Origin of the sequence: Curtobacterium sp. MCBD17_040, assembly GCF_003234805.2 — a bacterium.
In the GTDB taxonomy this organism is placed as follows: Bacteria; Actinomycetota; Actinomycetes; order Actinomycetales; family Microbacteriaceae; genus Curtobacterium.
Genome location: NZ_CP126273.1, coordinates 545848 through 561567, shown reverse-complemented (window position 1 = coordinate 561567; position 15720 = coordinate 545848). Strand labels below are relative to the sequence as shown.

The window sequence follows — 15720 nt, the reverse complement described above, 5'->3', positions numbered from 1 at the left end:
CGATGGGTTGCGTCGGGGGGAACGCGTCGGCCGCGTGGGGCCCCTCGGGATTGCGCCGGTTCGTCATGGGTCGAGCATGGCATCGAAACACTAGGCCGCCTAACTACTTGTCCACCTTGCGCATCCTTTGCGTCGGAGCATCCCCTAGACGCGGGCCATCGCCTCCGGAGGGCCGCAGAACGAACTCCGAGCCGCGTTGCGCAGCCGATCGCGATCCGCCACCCCGATGTTGCACAGCACTGTGCACGTTCGTAGGCTGATCCCATGCCCTCGAGGAGTCCGCGACGCGACGCAGCCGAGAACCGGACCGCGCTCGTCGACGCCGCCCGCACGGTCCTCCAGGCCGACCCCGACGGTTCGATCGAGACGATCGCCGCGGCGGCGGGCCTGTCGCGCCGCGCGGTCTACGGACACTTCCCCACCCGTGAGGACCTGGTCGACGAGGTCGTCACGGGCGGCGCGCGCCGGATCCTCGGCACGATGCCCGCGGCGGCCGAGCTCGCACCGCTCCTGCCCGACGTCCGCATCGCGACCATCGCCGCCGCGCTCTGGGCCGAGGTGGCCGACGTCCGCTCCCTGGCCCGGATCGCCCTGCACGGACCCTCGGTCGATCGCATCGCGTCGGTGTTCGCCCCGCTCCGCGCCGCCGTGCTCGACGCCTGCGCCGACGGCGTCCGGGCCGGACTCTTCCGCGACGACGTGCCCGTCGAGTCGCTCGCGCGCCTGGTCGAGGGCGCCTGCATCGCCGTGCTCGACGAGGCCACACGCGCCGGCACGAGTCCCGCCGACGGGCACCGCATGGTCGTCGTGTCCGCACTCGGCATGGCAGGGCTGGACTGGAGGTCCTCCCTCCATGTCCTCGAGACCGTCCCGCCGCGGACACCCACCGTCGCAGCCGCACGCGCATCCGCATCCGCAGCCAGACCCGTCACCCCGGAGCCGCCCGCATGATCCTCGAACTCGACGCCCTCGCGATCGGCAGCGGGCCCGGCGCCCCACTGCCCCCGGTGTCCGCCGTCGCCGAACCCGGTCGCCCCGGGCTCGTCGCCGTCGAGACCGAGCAGACCCCCGTCGTGGCGTCGCTCGTCGCCGGCGGCCGGATGCAGCCCGACGCCGGCCGCCTGCTCGTCGACGGTGTCGAGGACCCGGACCGCGTCCGCCGGACGGTCGCCCTCGTCGACACACCGACCGTCGCCGAGCCCTTCGCCGTCATGACCGTGCGCCGCATCGTCCGCGAGGAACTCGCCTTCGCCGGACGCCACACCGGCCGCGACGCCGTCACGACCGTGCTCGACGAACTCGACCTGACCGAGTGGGCCGACACCCCGATCGAACGCGTCCCGACCGCGCCGCGCATCCGCCTGCTCGTCGAGCTCGCACTGCTGCGCGACGGCATCGAGGGGCTCGTCGTGACCACCCCCGAGCGCCACGGCGGGTCCGTGGCGGACTGGTTCGCGGTCCTCCAGAACGTCGCCGACCGCGGCATCGCCGTCCTCGTCATCGCCTCGGCGGCGGCCGTCGAGACCATCACCGCCATCATGCAGCGGAGCCAGCCACGAGCGGGAGGCACGGCGCACGACGGACGCGCACCGTCCCTCCCGGCCGCATCGCCAGCCGCACCCGCACCCGCACCCGCACCCGCACCCGCAGCGTCCACCCAGGGGAGCACCCGTTCGTGACCACACCCGCACTCGTCCGCGCCGAACTCGGCCGGCTCACCGCGACCCCCCTCGCCCGCGTCGCGTTCATCGCGCTCATGATCGTGCCGCTGCTGTACGGCGGGCTGTACCTGTGGGCGAACCAGAACCCGTACGCCAAGCTCGACCACGTCCCCGCCGCGCTCGTCGTCAACGACACCGGGGCGACCGTCGACGGCCACCACGTCGACTACGGCGAGCAGGTGGCGAAGCAGACCGTCCGCGACGGCTCGTTCGACTGGACCGTCACGTCGGCGTCGGCCGCCACCTCCGGCATCAAGTCCGGCCGCTACGACTTCGTGGTCACGATCCCCGCGGCGTTCTCCCAGGACCTCGCGAGCGCCTCGGACAGCGACCCGCAGCGCGCCGAGCTCGTCATGACGACGAGCGACGCCAACTCGTACCTCGCGTCGACGATCGCGGAGCAGGCCGGCAAGACCATGCGCACCTCGGTGTCCGAGCAGGTCGGCAAGCGAGCCGCCGGGACCCTGCTCGTCGGGCTCGCGGACATCCGGACGAACCTGCTGCCGGCCGTCCGGGGCAGCGGGTCACTGGCGTCCGGTCTCGGGACGGCCGAGTCGGGCGCCCAGCAGCTCGCGGCGGGGACGGGGAAGCTCTCCTCCGGGGCGTCGCAGCTCGCGTCGGGCACCGCCGACCTGCCGGCGCAGACCGCCGCGCTCGCCTCGGGCGCGTCACGGGTGGCCTCCGGCTCGGCCTCGGTCGCGTCGGGCGCCGCGTCCCTGGACGCCGGGCTCGACCAGCTCCGGTCCCAGACGGCCTCGCTGCCGTCGTCGACGCAGCAGCTCGCAACCGGCGCCGCACGGGTCGCCGCCGGCAACCAGCAGCTCGCCGCCACGTTCGACCCCGTGTTGAACGGCGTGGCCGCGCTGTCGCCCACCACCCTGCTGACGCAGATCCAGGCCGCCCTGCCCGCCGACGCCACCCTGACGCCCGCGCAGCAGGCCGCGATCGCCGCCGCGCTGCAGGACTCCACGCTGCAGCAGCAGATCACCGGCCTGCAGCAGCAGAGCGCCACGCTCCGCACCCAGCTCGACCAGCTCGCCTCCGGGTCCGCCCAGGTGTCGTCCGGCGCGGCCTCGCTCGCCACCGCGACCCCCACGCTGACGAACGGCATCGCCCGGCTCGACGACGGCGCCGGCACGCTGTCCTCCGGTGCCGCCCAGGTCTCCAGCGGCGCCGCGGCCGTGTCCTCCGGGGCATCGGCCCTGGCGAAGGGCGCCACGACCCTGTCCTCGGGCGCGTCGTCCCTCGCCGCCGGGGCAGCCACGGCCGATGCCGGCGCGACGTCCCTGGCGTCCGGGCTCGACACCCTGCACGCCGGCGCAGTCGAGCTGCACACGTCGCTCAAGTCCGGTCGGAACGACATCCCCGCATCGAACGCCTCGACCCGGAACGCGCAGGCGTCGGTCATCTCGGACCCGGTGCGCGTCGCCGACCAGGACATCGCCAACGCCGGGACGTACGGCGCGGGGCTCGCCCCGTTCTTCATCTCGCTCGCGGCGTGGATCGGCATGTACGCGCTGTTCCTGATCCTGCGGCCGATCTCCCGCCGCGCGATCACCGCCGTCCGGAAGCCCCTGCCGATCACGCTCGGCGCCTGGCTCACCCCGGCGCTGCTCGGCCTCGTGCAGATGCTCGCGCTGTTCGCGATCGTGCGGTTCGCGCTGGGGTTCGGCGTGGAGCACGTCGCGGGCACGATCGCCGTGATGGTCCTCGCGTCGGTCACCTTCGCCGCGATCATCATGATGCTCAACGTGCTGCTCGGGTCCGTCGGGCAGTTCCTCGGGCTCGTGCTCATGCTCATCCAACTCGTCACCGCGGGCGGGACCTTCCCGTGGCAGACGCTGCCCGCGCCGCTCGCCGCACTGCACTTCGCCCTGCCGATGAGCTACTCGGTCGACGCGATCCGGCAGCTCATGTACGGCGGCTCGGTGTCCGCTGCGTGGTCGGACTCGGGCGTGCTCGCCTGCTGGCTGCTCGGGGCACTGGTGGTCACCGCGCTCGTGGCCGGGCGGCAGAGTCGGTTCCGGACGCTGCGGGACCTGCGGCCGAGCCTGATCGGGTAGGCCGGGGCTCCGAGCGACGGGGGCCTCGGGTCAGGGGGCCGGCTCGCCCAGGGGCTGCGTCGCCATGCTGCCCCCGAGCCACCGCATCTCCTCGTCGGGCATCGCGGCGAACTCCTCGTCCGACAGCACCGCGGCCGCGTCGTCGACCGGGCGGAACCCGATCCGCTCCCCCGCCGTCAGGTCGACCTGCGAGCCGCTGTTCCGGGAGGTCGCCCACACCACGTGGTGCCCCGGCTCGGTCAACCCGACGGTCACCTCGACGAGGCGCGCGAGGTCGTCCGCCGACGTCCACACCCACCGCGCCCGTCGGGAGTGCGGACGCTCGGGCGCGAACGCCGCGATCCGGGCCGAGACGATCGACATCTCGAAACGGTCGACGAACAGGCTCCCGAGGAGTTCCATCACGGCCTTCGACACCCCGTAGTACGAGTCCGGGCGGGGCAGCCGGTCGCCGGGGACACTGCTCGGGGCGTCGTGCTCCTCGGCGACGAACCCGACGGCGTGGATCGAGCTCGCGAGCAGCACGCGGAGCACCCCGTTCGCCGCGGCGACCTCGAGCACGTCCTTGGTCCCGGTCATGTTCGTCGCGACGATGTCGTCCCAGGTGGCCTCGGTCGGGATGCCCGCGAGGTGCACGACCGTGTCGACGCCGATCATCGCGGTCTCGAGCGCGGCGCGGTCGTCGAGTTCCCCCGGCACGAAGCGCTCCCCGTCGCCCACCGGTGGGTCGGGCTCGCGCGCGTCGAACAGCACGAGGGAGTGTCCGGCCGCCAGGAGCCTCGGGCGCAGCGCCGACCCGATGCGTCCCGCGGCCCCGGTGATGAGCAGCGTCGCCATGCGTCGACACTACGGCCGGGAGGCCCACCACGGCCCAGGCGAGCACGCGCCGGTCGTCGCCGGGTGCGCTGTCGCCGACGCCGACGCCGCCGCCGCCGCACCCTCCCCCGGTGTCGAACCGGGTACGGGACGTTGAACCGGGTACGGGACGTTGAACCGGGTACGGGACGTTGAACCGGGGCATTCAGCGGTGCGACGTGCATTCGCGCGGTGCAACCCCGCGCCGCGGGTCAGCCCGCCGGTCGACGCCCGGCGCCGGGCAACACCCCGTGCTGCACGATCCACGCGTGCATGACGATCGCCGCCGCGGCCGAGGCGTTGATGCTCCGGGTCGACCCGAACTGCGTGATCTCGAGGGACCGGCCCGCGCCGGCGAGGGCCTCAGGCGAGAGCCCCGGCCCCTCCTGCCCGAACAGGAACACGCACCGCTCCGGCACGGCCGCGGTCTCGATCGGCTCGGCGCCGGGCAGGTTGTCGATCGCGACGACCGGTCGCCCCTCGTCACGCATCGCCGCGAGGAACGTCGCCACGTCGGGATGGTGCACCACGTGCTGGTACCGGTCGGTCACCATCGCCCCGCGTCGGTTCCAGCGCCGCCGTCCGATGATGTGCACCCTGCCGGCGAGGAACGCGTTCGCACTCCGCACGATCGACCCGATGTTGAGGTCGTGCTGCCAGTTCTCGATTGCCACGTCGAACCCGTGCCGACGGGTGTCGAGGTGGGCGACGATCGCCTCCATCCGCCAGTACCGGTAGGCGTCGACGACGTTGCGGGTGTCACCGTGCTGCAGCAGTTCGGGGTCGAGCCGTGGGTCGTCGGGCCACGGTCGGGGGTGGGGCCCGACCCCGTGGGTGGTGTGCTCGTGTGACGGCGGGAGGACGGGGGCCGGGGCTGCGTCGGGGACGGCAGCGGGGCCTCCCGGCCGGACGGGGACGTCGGGTGCCGGGGCGTCGTCGGTCACCAGTCGAGGATACGGCGGCCGGGAGGCACGGGTCCGGTCCGCGTGCGCGGTCCCGCACCGAGCGGGCGGCCGGGAGGTGCGGCTCGGGTCCACGTGCTCGATCCCTCACCAGGTGGCCGGGCTGGCACTCCGCCCACAGGCAGCCGTGAGCCCGACGGGTGGTCGAGGCTGCGACGGTATGGTGAAGCGGCCCGCTGGGCGGCGGGACCGGACTCCGACGAGAGGGACGCATGGGATCGCGCGACGAGGTCGAGGCGTGGCTCACCGACATGGACGGCGTGCTCGTGCACGAGAACCACGCGCTCCCCGGGGCGCCCGAACTCGTGCAGCAGTGGCTCGACACCGGGACGCCGTTCCTCGTGCTGACGAACAACTCGATCTTCACGCCGCGTGACCTCAGCGCGCGGCTCCGACGGTCCGGTCTGAGTGTGCCGGAGGACCGCATCTGGACCTCGGCGCTGGCGACGGCCGACTTCTGCGCGTCGCAGATGCCCGGCGGTTCCGCGTTCGTGATCGGCGAGGCCGGCATGACGACTGCCTTGCACGAGGCCGGGTTCATCATGACCGAGACCGCGCCGGACTACGTCGTCGTCGGCGAGACCCGGAACTACTCGTTCGAGGCCATCACGAAGGCCGTGCGACTCATCCGCGACGGCGCCCGGTTCATCGTCACGAACCCGGACGCCACCGGTCCGAGCGCCGAGGGCGTCCTGCCCGCCACCGGGGCGATCGCTGCGATGATCTCGAAGGCCACGGGCAAGGAGCCCTACGTGGTCGGCAAGCCGAACCCGATGATGTTCCGCTCGGCGATGAACCGCATCGGGGCGCACTCCGAGAACACGGGGATGATCGGCGACCGGATGGACACCGACATCGTGGCGGGCATCGAGGCCGGGCTGCACACCATCCTGGTGATGAGCGGCATCAGCGACATGTCCGAGGTCGAGCGGTACCCGTTCCGTCCGAACGAGATCCTGTCGGGCGTGCACGAGCTCGTGACGCAGACCCCGTACGAAGTGGAGATGTAGGGGCTGCTCGGGTGGTTCCCTCCGCGTCCCCGCCTCCGGGAGGGACGATGCAGCTAGCCCAGGGCCACGGGCTCGGCGTCGGACGCCGGACCCGACGGCGGCGGTCCCTCGGACGCGGGGCCCGACGGCGGCGGCCCCTCGGACACCGGACCCGACGGCGGCGGCCCATCGGCGGCGTGCGGTGAGACGGCCGCCGGGACCTCGAACGCCGAGCGTGGTGGAACGTGCTTCCAGCGCTGCGCGAGGCGCCGGGGCCGATCGGTGTGCAGCGCGACGAACGCGGCAGCGACGACGCCGAACACGAGGATCCCGAAGGTCAGCAGCCCGAGGAACCCGACGACGGGCAGCGGCACACTCGTCCCCGCGGCTCCGGCACCGATCACGCCGAAGTCCCAGACCGCGTGCAACAGCATCGGCACGAGCAGGGTCCGGGTGAGCCGCCGCGCGATGTACAGCACGGACCCGAACGCGGCCGCGAACACCACCTGTTCGATCGTGGTCCCGAGGCCCTGTCCGGCGAGGGCGTTGAGCAGGTGCAGGCAGCCGAACACCGCCGAGGACACCATCCACACCCAGAGTTCCGGCAGGCGACGGCGGAGCCCGACGAGCAGGACGCCGCGGGCCATGGTCTCCTCGAAGAACCCGACGAGCAGCGTCGCCAGTCCGAGCAACAAGAAGTAGGCGAGGGGGCGGCCGTTCCAGGCGACGGTGGCGAGCCTCCCCGCCTCGATGAGGAGGATGACGATCGGCGCGACGGCCGCCCATCCGGGGGCTCCGCGACGCAGGTCGATCGTGCCGATGCGCCACCAACCGAGTCCGGTCACGACGAGGGCGAGCGCGACGGCGGCGATCGCCTCGGGCACGAGCAGGGCGGTGACCACGCTCGGGATCGTCAGGCCGACCCGCTCGTAGTCGTCACCGGGCCGGGCACGGATGACCTCGATCGTCGCGAACACCACGACCGGCGCGATGCCGACCAGGAGGGACGGGGGGACGCGCGGACGCCTGCGCTCCGTCGACCGTTCGCGCACGCCGCTCCCCCGCTCCGGGCGTCCGGGCGCGCCCTGCAGGGAGCGTACATCGCCGCTCCGGCACCGCGTCGGCTCCCGGAGGGTTCGATGGGACCATGGCGTCCCTCCCGTTCTGGCTGCTCGTGCTCGTGTTCGTGGCGGGGTCCGCCGTCATCTGGGTGGCGGGCATCCAGCTGTCGAAGACCACCGACGTGCTCGACGACCGCCTGCACCTCGGGAGCGCGCTCGGGGGCCTCATCGTGCTCGCCCTCGCGACGAACCTGCCCGAGATCGCGATCACGGTGAGCGCCGCGTTCTCCGGCTCGATCGAGGTCGCGGCCGGGAACATCCTCGGCGGCATCGCGCTGCAGACCGTCGTCATCATGATCATCGACGCGTTCGGCAAGCGCGGGAAGGGCGTCAAGCCGATCACCTACCGTGCCGCGTCGCTCGGACTCGTGCTCGAGGCGATCGTCGTCGTCGCCGTGCTCGCGGTCGTCATCGCAGGGAGCCAGCTGCCCTCGAACCTGCTGTTCGCCCGGCTGACCCCGGACGTGGTCCTCATCGCCGCGATCTGGGTCGTCGGCCTGCTCCTCGTCCAGCGGGCGAGCAAGAGCCTGCCGTGGCACGACAACGGCACCGCCCCCGACAGCTCGCCGCACGCGACCGGGCACCGCCGCTCCAAGCCGAAGCCGCCGCCGATGAGCACCGCGAAGGCCGCGGTCATCTTCGCGGTGTCGGCCGCGGCGACGCTCGTCGCCGGTGTCGCGGTGGAGCAGGCGGGCGATGCCGCCTCGGGGCAGATCGGCCTGTCGGGCGTGCTGTTCGGCGCGACCGTCCTGGCCCTGGCGACGAGCCTGCCGGAGATCTCCACGGGCCTCCAGGCCGTCAGGCAGGGCGACGACAACCTGGCGATCAGCGACATCTTCGGCGGGAACGCGTTCCTGCCGGTGCTGTTCCTCGTCGCGACCGTGATCAGCGGCAAGGCGGTGCTGCCGCAGGCGAACGCGAGCGACATCTACCTGACGGCGATCGCCGCGCTGCTCACCCTCGTCTACGCGGTCGGGCTCGTGTTCCGGCCGCAGAAGCGGATCATCGGCATGGGGATCGACTCGTTCGTCGTGCTCGTGCTGTACCTGATCGGGGTGGGCGGACTCATCGCGATCTCCGTCGGCTGAGGATCCGTACCGGTCCCGGAGCGACTCGGAGGACCGAGGCATAACCTCGCGGCATGACCCGCATCGGCACCAGTGACCTCCACGTCTTCCCCCTCGCCCTCGGCGGCAACGTCTTCGGTTGGACCGCGGACGAGCAGACCTCGCACGACGTCCTCAGCGCGTACGTCGACGGCGGCGGGAACTTCATCGACACCGCCGACGTCTACTCGGCATGGGCCCCGGGTAACTCGGGTGGTGAGTCCGAGACCGTCATCGGATCGTGGCTCGCGGCGACGGGCAAGCGCGACGACGTCGTGATCGCGACGAAGGGCTCGCAGCACCCGGAGTACCAGGGCCTCGCAGCGGACACCGTCGCCGCGGCCGCCCGTGCCTCGCTGCAGCGCCTCGGCACCGACCGCATCGACCTCTACTACGCGCACTTCGACGACCAGGACACCCCGCTCGAGGAGACCGTCCGCGCGTTCGACCAGCTCGTCAAGGACGGCATCGTCCGCTACACCGCGATCTCGAACTACTCCGTCGACCGCGCCCGCGAGTGGATCCGGATCGCACAGGAGAACGGCCTCGCCGAGCCGGTCGCGATCCAGCCGCACTACAACCTCGTCAAGCGGCAGCCGTACGAGGCCGAGCTCGCACCGTTCGTGCACGAGACCCACCTGGGCGTCGTGCCGTACTTCGCGCTCGCCGCCGGGTTCCTGACGGGCAAGTACCGCACTCGCGAGGACATCTCGGGCAAGGACCGCCAGGGGCAGCTCGAGGGGTACTTCTCGGACGAGGGGTTGCGCGTGGTCGACGCCCTCGCCTCGGTCGCCGAGGCGCACGACGCCCCGATCGCGTCGGTCGCGCTCGCCTGGCTGCAGACGCGACCGGACGTCGTCGCGCCGATCGCGAGCGCCCGGAACCTCGAGCAGCTGCCGGCGCTCCTCCGGTCCGCCGAGCTCGTGCTGTCGGCCGACGAGATCGCCGCGCTCAGCGACGCGTCGGCCGCCGTGCCCGCCTGACCCGGGACCGATCGGACGACGGACGGGAGGCGCGGTACCAGCGGGTGCCGCGCCTCCCGTCCGTCGTGTCGGACGTCCGGAGGGTCGGTGCGAGCGGGTGCCGCGCCTCCCGTCCGACGTGTCGGACGTCCGGAGGGTCGGTGCGAGCGGGTGCCGCGCCTCCCGTCCGGCGCGCGGGGGCAGCGCGACGGCGACCGCGGTCAGGCCGAGGGCGCGAGCGAACTCGTCAGTGGCTGTCCCGACGACCGCGAGGCGAAGCAGTAGTAGTAGCGGTCGCCCGCGTTCCACTCGCTCTGGTCCGCCGGGTAGGCGCCCTGGACCTGTAGGTCCGTGTAGGCGGCCGCGGCGCCGAGGTCGATCGCACTGGTCGCGCTGCACAGTTCGGTCATCTGGCCGCGTAATGCGTCGGGCCCGGGGTAGCCGGCCTGGGTCAGCGTGCCGCGGAACGTCATCTGCGCAGCGTGGGCGGCCGAGCAGTCGACGACCGTGAAGGTCTGTGCCCACGCGTTCTCGTACAACGACAGGCACTCGCCGCCCGCGAGGTCGCGCCACGAGTGCTGCCCCACCGACGCCGCCGCGGTGGCGAACACCGCCGCGGCCGAAGGAGCCGGCGCGGGCGTCGAGGACGCCGTCCGGGACGACGCCGCTGCCGGTGACCGTGACGGCTTCGACGACGATGTGGAGGACGGAGCCGGCGCCGGCTGGTTCTGCGGGTCGCCGCCGAGGATCCACCGCACGACGAGGAACACGAGCACGAGCAACACGATGATGATCGCGATCGCGCCGTACACGAGCAGCTGCTTGCCCCGACGACCCTGCGCGGCGAGGCGCCCGAAGCCCTCGTTGAGGAGGTTGTCGCCACGGCCGTCACGACGCCCGGCCGGCACGGCACCGCGAGCGCTCTGACCCGGGAGCACCGAGCCGGAGGAAGGACCGGCGCCGGCCGGAGCGGCACCAGGAGCGCCGGTCGGAGGAGCACCGGGAGCACCGACGACGGGCATCATCCGCGTGCCCGTGTCCCCCGCGCGCCCGGCGGCGGAGTCGGCGTGGTCGTCGCCGAGGGCAGCGTCGTCCTCGACCCCGTCGACGGCGCGGAGTGCGCCCGTGCCGAACAGCGCGTTGATCGCCCGGGTGTCACTGGTCTCGCGGCCGTCCCACTCGGTCTGGTCGACGACGTCCGCGGGGCCGGTCTCGGGGCCGGTCTCGGGGCCGGTCTCGGGGCCGGTCTCGGGCGCCCAGGCGATCGTCTCCGGCTGTTGCTGGGGACGGGGACGGCGGTCTTCCGGCACGTGCGCCGAGCGGTCGGTGCCGAGCAACGCGTCGAGGTCCTGGCCGACGGCCGGAGGCAGGTGGGCCGGGTAGACCTGCTCGGGGTGGGCCGGGTCCACGGGCGACACCAGGGGCGGCGCGGCCGTGGGTGGAAGCGGATCGGCGGCGCGCGAGGGGCTCTCGGGCACGACTGCGGGGCCGGTCTCGGGCTGCGCCCACCAGGGCAGCGCAGCGGTGGGGGTGTCGACCTCGGGGTCGGCCGTGTCGCCTTCGACGGCGTCTGCCGTGTCGACGACGGGCTCCGCGGTGTCGGATCCCGCAGGGACGCCCTCGGGGGCGTCGTGCTGCGCCGGGATGGCCGCCGTGACCTCGGAGTGTGCGGACTGCGCGGTCAGCGCGGAGCCCGCCTCGGCGGCGTCCGATCCCGCATCGTCGTCCGACAGGGACCAACGCGTCGGCCGGGAGCCCGCTGCGGGGGCAGGGACGGCAGCGGCAGGAACGGGAGCAGCGGAGGCAGCAGGGGCAGCTGCAGGTCCGTCGACGACCGCGGCACGGCTCGCCTCGGCGTCGACATCACCAGCACGGTCAGCACGGTCAGCGCCGTCGGCATCACCGGCATCGGCGTCGCGGTCGGCGTTCGTGCCCTCGTCGTCGGCACCACCGAGCGCGGCCCAGTCGAAGCGCGAGTCGTGGTCGGACGTTCCGGCGCCCGCTGCCTCGTCGCCCGGCAGGCGCAGCAGGTCGGTGAAGGTCGGCCGCTCCTCGCCGCGGGGCAACCGGGCCCGGACGCCCGCGACGGGCGGCTCCGTCGGTGCGGCCGCGGGCGGGATCACGTCGTCGCGCTCCGACGGGAGGCTCGGGGCCACCCCCGTCGCTCGGCCGAGCCAGTCGACGTCCTCTCGGCCGGTGCCGTGCGGGTCGACCCGACGGCGCTCCTCGTCGATCGCGCGGACCTCCTCGGCGCGCTGATCCCGAGTGGACCGTGCCGTGGGCAGCTGCAGGGAGCTCGGGTGGGACACCGCCCGGGCAGGGGTCGCAGGTGGAACAGGCGGCTCCGGCGCAGCAGGCGGTTCTGGGGCAGCAGGCGGCTCCGGCACAGCAGGCGGCTCTGGGGCAGCGGGCGGCTCCGGCGCAGCAGGCGGCTCTGGGGCAGCAGGCGGCTCCGGCACAGCAGACGGGTCCGCGGGCGGCAGCTCCGGCGGGATCTGCTCGGTCGGCGGCAATGGCGTCACCTCGCCCGACTCGGCGGCACGCTCGGCGGCTCGGCGCTCGCGGCGCGTCGGCCAGTTGTCGGGGAGCTTCGCCTCGCCGAAGATCGACGACGCGCTGCGGAGACCGCTCGGCGGGACGGGGCGCGCGGCGGTGCGAGCGTCGTCATCCGACCGGAAAGCATCGTCCGGGCGCGGTTCCTCGGGCTCGCCGTCGGTGGGACGTCCGCTCACGGGGCCAGCCCGAGGTCGGCCAGTCCGATCGCCGCGTAGTAGGGGTACCCGGCACGCTCGATGGCTTCCTTCGCGCCGGTGTCACGGTCGACCACGACGGCGACGGCGGCGATGATGGCGCCTTCGCGCTCGAGCGCCTCGGCGGCCTTGAGCGGGGAGCCGCCCGTGGTCGAGGTGTCCTCGAGCACGACGACGCGCTTGCCCCGCACGTCGGGGCCCTCGACCTGCCGGCCGCGGCCGTGGTCCTTCGGCTCCTTGCGGACGACGAACGCGTCGTAGGCCTGGCCCCGGGCCGCGGCCTGGTGCAGCACCGCGGTGGCGATCGGGTCGGCGCCCATGGTCAGTCCGCCGACCGCGACGACGTCGGGGACCTCGGCGACGAGGTCCGTCATCACCTGGCCGATGAGCGGCGCGACCCGGTGGTCGAGGCTGACCTTGCGCAGGTCGATGTAGTACGTCGCCTTCTTGCCGCTGGTCAACGTGAAGTCGCCGTGGAACACGGCCTCGTCCCGGATGTGGGCGATCAGCTGGCTACGCGCGTCGGTCACGATCCACCACAGTATCCGCTCCCCCTCGGGGATCCCAGCCCACCGACGAGGCCTGTGGACAGCGCTCCTGGCGGGTCAGCGCCTCCCGGTACGCTCCGGACATGGCCCAGGCGACCCGACCCCGCGCGCTCCTGCGTGTGCTCGGGGCCGAGGCCCTCGGTGCCGCGATGGCCCTCGCGCTCGCGCTCGCCGCACTCCGGCACGTGCTCGCCACCGACCGCGTCCGGCTGCTCTGGTACGACGGCGACTCGGTGCTCCTCCCCCTCGTCGAACGCTCGCTCCGGCTGGGGCAGTCGTTCGAGTGGGCGATGTCGCCCACGCTGTTCTTCTTCCCCGAGATCCCGGTGTACCTGGCGTGCGCCGCGCTGACGTCCACGCCGCAACAGGCACTCGCGCTGAACGGCCTGCTCGTGGTCGTGGCGGTGTACGTCCTCGTGCGGGCGGTCGCCGCGCAGGTGATGCCCGAGGCGCCCCGTTCGGTCCGCGTCGCCGTCGCGGTCGGCGCCCTCGGCGTCGTGACGTTGCTCGTCCTCACGGAGTCCTCCGGGACGGCGTCGAGTCTCGAACTCGCGTCGCTCCTCCTGACGACGACGTACTACTACGGCGCGGTGCTCGCGATGCTCGGCACGGCCGCGCTGGCGTTGCGGGTGGTGCGCGCGGCCTCCCTGCCGGTGCCGCGCACGTCGTGGGCCGCGTTGGCCGTCACGACGCTCGTGGCGGCGTCCAGCACGGCGTCGGACCCGCTGTACGTGCCGTGGTCCGCGGCGCCCGTGATCGTGACGGTGGGGTTGCTCGCCCTGGCCCGGCGTGTGCCCTGGCGTGCGGTGTGGGGGCTCGGCGTCGCGCTGGCCGGTGGGTCCGCGCTGGGCTACCTGCTCCGGATCCCGCTCGCGCCGTTCGTGTCGCTCGACCCGTCGACGTACATCCACCCGGGTGGCGCGGGCAGGACGCTGTCGTACTTCGCGGCGCTGACGGACGAGCGCGCCGGCGCGGGCCTCGGCGAGGTCGAGCTCGTGCTGCTGCTCGTGCTGTTCCTCGCCTCCCTCGGCGGCACGGTGTGGGCCTGGCGCGTCCGGAGCTCCCGGACGGTGCTCGTGGCGTCGGCGCTCGGCATGGTGACCGTCGTCGCCGTCTCCGTCGGCGTCGTGCTCGCGGGCTCGTCCACGCCGCGCTACCTCGAGCCGATCGTCACCGCGCCGCTCATCGGGCTCGTCGCGGTCGCGGAGCTGGCCCGGACGGCGATCCGGCGAACGCGCCTCCACACCGCTGGACGCGGACTCCGTCTGATCGCCGTGGCCGCCACCGTCGCGCTGCTCGCGGTGGGCGGGGCGGTCGCGCCGTCGACCGTGGAGGCCGTGGTCACCGCCTCCTACGCGCCCGCCTCGTGCCTGGACCGGTGGGTCGGCGGTCGCGGGGTCGTCGGCGTCGGACAGTTCTGGACGGTCCGACCGCTCGCCGCGTACGGGGGCGAGGGCGTGCGACTGCTCCAGGTCCGCGACGACTTCACGACCTACCCGTGGCTCGTGGACCTCGCCGCCTACCGCGACGCCCGTCCGACCTACGTCGTCATCGGGTCGCAGGACGTCTGGACCACCCCGGTGCAGGACGCCCTCGGCGATCCCTCGGCGATCGTGCACTGCCCCGGCTACGACATCTACGACTACGCCGGCACACCGGGCGCCGCGACGTTACGTCACGACGTCGTCTCGACCGCACAGGAGTTCATCGAGGAGCGCGGGTTCGGCGGGTAGACCTCGACCCGTGCGCTGGCGTCGCCCGCCCAGAGCGACGAGGATCGGTCCGTGCTGCCGATCGCCGGACTCCCCCAGGGCCACGTCGACGTCCCCGAGTGCGTCTCGGCCCTGGCCGCCGGACGGGCGATCACCGCGGTGTGGCGCAACGACCTCGACGGACGCACGTTCCGGCTCGGCGAGGGGCACGCGGCCGAGTACGTCAAGTGGGCACCCCACGGTGTGCGACTCGACCTGCTCGGTGAGATCGCGCGGCTCTCGTGGGCGGGGTCGTACACGCCGGTGCCGCGCGTGGTCGACCACGGCGAGGACCCGGACGGCCGCTGGCTCCGGACGGTCGCGCTCCCGGGTCGGAGTGCGGTCGACCCTCGGTTCCAGGCCGATCCCCGGCCCGCGGTGATCGCCGCCGGCCATGGACTCCGCGCCCTGCACGACGCCCTCCCGGTGGCCGACTGTCCGTTCGAGTGGTCGGTCACGCAGCGCATCGCCCGCTCTGGTGCCGACGACGACACGGTGGCGGCGCTCGGTCCCCGTCCGGAGCCGGACCGGATCGTGGTGTGCCACGGAGACCCGTGCACCCCGAACACGATCGTGGGCGAGGACGGGCAGTGGGTCGGCCACGTCGACCTCGACACCCTCGGCATCGCGGATCGGTGGGCGGACATCGCCGTGGCGACCATGGCCCTCGGATGGAACTTCGGCGACGGGTGGGAGTCCCTGTTCCTCGACGCGTACGGCATCGCGCCCGACCCCGAGCGCACCCGGTGGTACCGGGCGCTGTGGAACCTCGGCGACGGGGCGCTGCCGCGCGACTGAGCGGCGCCCGGCCCACGTTGAACCGCGTCCTTCCGTTCGAACACCCACATGCCGCGGTTCGACCGGAAGGACCCGGTGCGACACGACCCCCCGG

At 73.4% G+C, this 15720-nt stretch carries 13 protein-coding genes; 8 read left to right on the top strand and 5 right to left on the bottom strand.

Annotation, left to right across the window (positions count from 1 at the left end; genetic code table 11):
* Positions 1 to 264 precede the first annotated feature (264 nt).
* The 3 genes from DEI94_RS02695 to DEI94_RS02685 are packed head-to-tail and all read left to right on the top strand — an operon-like array spanning position 265 to position 3784.
* The gene (locus DEI94_RS02695) at positions 265 to 951 is read left to right on the top strand and encodes a TetR/AcrR family transcriptional regulator (protein ID WP_111027180.1); all 687 of its coding nucleotides are present in this window, start codon (positions 265 to 267) and stop codon (positions 949 to 951) included.
* Positions 948 to 1679: a hypothetical protein gene (locus tag DEI94_RS02690; RefSeq protein WP_146249516.1), complete on the top strand. Its 732-nt coding sequence runs from the start codon at positions 948 to 950 to the stop codon at positions 1677 to 1679. Before DEI94_RS02695 ends, DEI94_RS02690 begins: the two co-directional genes overlap by 4 nt.
* On the top strand, positions 1676 to 3784 hold the full coding sequence (locus tag DEI94_RS02685; protein ID WP_146249515.1) for a YhgE/Pip domain-containing protein: 2109 nt from the start codon (positions 1676 to 1678) through the stop codon (positions 3782 to 3784). Before DEI94_RS02690 ends, DEI94_RS02685 begins: the two co-directional genes overlap by 4 nt.
* A gap of 30 nt (positions 3785 to 3814) precedes the next feature.
* On the opposite strand, the gene DEI94_RS02680 is transcribed toward DEI94_RS02685, so the two are convergent.
* Together DEI94_RS02680 and DEI94_RS02675 are read right to left on the bottom strand one after the other, a co-directional pair.
* A complete protein-coding gene (locus DEI94_RS02680; RefSeq protein WP_111027178.1) occupies positions 3815 to 4621 on the bottom strand; it encodes an NAD-dependent epimerase/dehydratase family protein in 807 nt (268 codons plus the stop codon).
* 230 nt (positions 4622 to 4851) lie between these two features.
* Positions 4852 to 5583: a TrmH family RNA methyltransferase gene (locus DEI94_RS02675; RefSeq protein WP_284183727.1), complete on the bottom strand. Its 732-nt coding sequence runs from the start codon at positions 5581 to 5583 to the stop codon at positions 4852 to 4854.
* Between the two features lie 230 nt (positions 5584 to 5813).
* Between DEI94_RS02675 and DEI94_RS02670 the strand changes: the two genes are divergently transcribed.
* Complete coding sequence (locus DEI94_RS02670; protein WP_111012270.1) at positions 5814 to 6611, top strand: HAD-IIA family hydrolase; 798 nt, start codon at positions 5814 to 5816, stop codon at positions 6609 to 6611.
* Between the two features lie 53 nt (positions 6612 to 6664).
* On the opposite strand, the gene DEI94_RS02665 is transcribed toward DEI94_RS02670, so the two are convergent.
* The gene (locus tag DEI94_RS02665) at positions 6665 to 7642 is read right to left on the bottom strand and encodes a CPBP family intramembrane glutamic endopeptidase (protein ID WP_111027548.1); all 978 of its coding nucleotides are present in this window, start codon (positions 7640 to 7642) and stop codon (positions 6665 to 6667) included.
* A 95-nt stretch (positions 7643 to 7737) separates the two neighbouring features.
* Here DEI94_RS02665 and DEI94_RS02660 point away from each other — a divergent pair, with 95 nt between their 5' ends.
* Both DEI94_RS02660 and DEI94_RS02655 read left to right on the top strand, forming a co-directional pair.
* A complete protein-coding gene (locus DEI94_RS02660; protein ID WP_111027547.1) occupies positions 7738 to 8799 on the top strand; it encodes a sodium:calcium antiporter in 1062 nt (353 codons plus the stop codon).
* A gap of 53 nt (positions 8800 to 8852) precedes the next feature.
* The gene (locus DEI94_RS02655) at positions 8853 to 9800 is read left to right on the top strand and encodes an aldo/keto reductase (protein ID WP_111027546.1); all 948 of its coding nucleotides are present in this window, start codon (positions 8853 to 8855) and stop codon (positions 9798 to 9800) included.
* A 200-nt stretch (positions 9801 to 10000) separates the two neighbouring features.
* Here the strand turns inward: DEI94_RS02655 and DEI94_RS02650 are convergent, their stop codons facing one another.
* Both DEI94_RS02650 and pyrE read right to left on the bottom strand, forming a co-directional pair.
* Entirely contained in the window at positions 10001 to 12088 is a 2088-nt protein-coding gene (locus DEI94_RS02650; protein WP_146249558.1) for a septum formation family protein, read from the bottom strand.
* Between the two features lie 419 nt (positions 12089 to 12507).
* Positions 12508 to 13059: an orotate phosphoribosyltransferase gene (pyrE, locus tag DEI94_RS02645; protein WP_111011661.1), complete on the bottom strand. Its 552-nt coding sequence runs from the start codon at positions 13057 to 13059 to the stop codon at positions 12508 to 12510.
* Between the two features lie 101 nt (positions 13060 to 13160).
* On the opposite strand from pyrE, the gene DEI94_RS02640 reads away from it, so the two are divergent.
* Entirely contained in the window at positions 13161 to 14810 is a 1650-nt protein-coding gene (locus tag DEI94_RS02640; RefSeq protein ID WP_111027544.1) for a hypothetical protein, read from the top strand.
* A gap of 51 nt (positions 14811 to 14861) precedes the next feature.
* Positions 14862 to 15626, top strand: coding sequence for an aminoglycoside 3'-phosphotransferase (locus DEI94_RS02635; RefSeq protein ID WP_258378080.1), 765 nt, complete (start codon positions 14862 to 14864; stop codon positions 15624 to 15626).
* Positions 15627 to 15720 lie beyond the last annotated feature (94 nt).

Excerpts from the sequence above, each read along its gene's own strand:
- DEI94_RS02680 (WP_111027178.1), bottom strand. The coding sequence starts at position 4,621 with ATGGCGACGCTGCTCATCACCGGGGCCGCGGGACGCATCGGGTCGGCG.
- DEI94_RS02660 (WP_111027547.1), top strand. The coding sequence starts at position 7,738 with ATGGCGTCCCTCCCGTTCTGGCTGCTCGTGCTCGTGTTCGTGGCGGGG.
- DEI94_RS02695 (WP_111027180.1), top strand. The coding sequence starts at position 265 with ATGCCCTCGAGGAGTCCGCGACGCGACGCAGCCGAGAACCGGACCGCG.
- DEI94_RS02690 (WP_146249516.1), top strand. The coding sequence starts at position 948 with ATGATCCTCGAACTCGACGCCCTCGCGATCGGCAGCGGGCCCGGCGCC.
- DEI94_RS02670 (WP_111012270.1), top strand. The coding sequence starts at position 5,814 with ATGGGATCGCGCGACGAGGTCGAGGCGTGGCTCACCGACATGGACGGC.
- DEI94_RS02640 (WP_111027544.1), top strand. The coding sequence starts at position 13,161 with ATGGCCCAGGCGACCCGACCCCGCGCGCTCCTGCGTGTGCTCGGGGCC.
- DEI94_RS02655 (WP_111027546.1), top strand. The coding sequence starts at position 8,853 with ATGACCCGCATCGGCACCAGTGACCTCCACGTCTTCCCCCTCGCCCTC.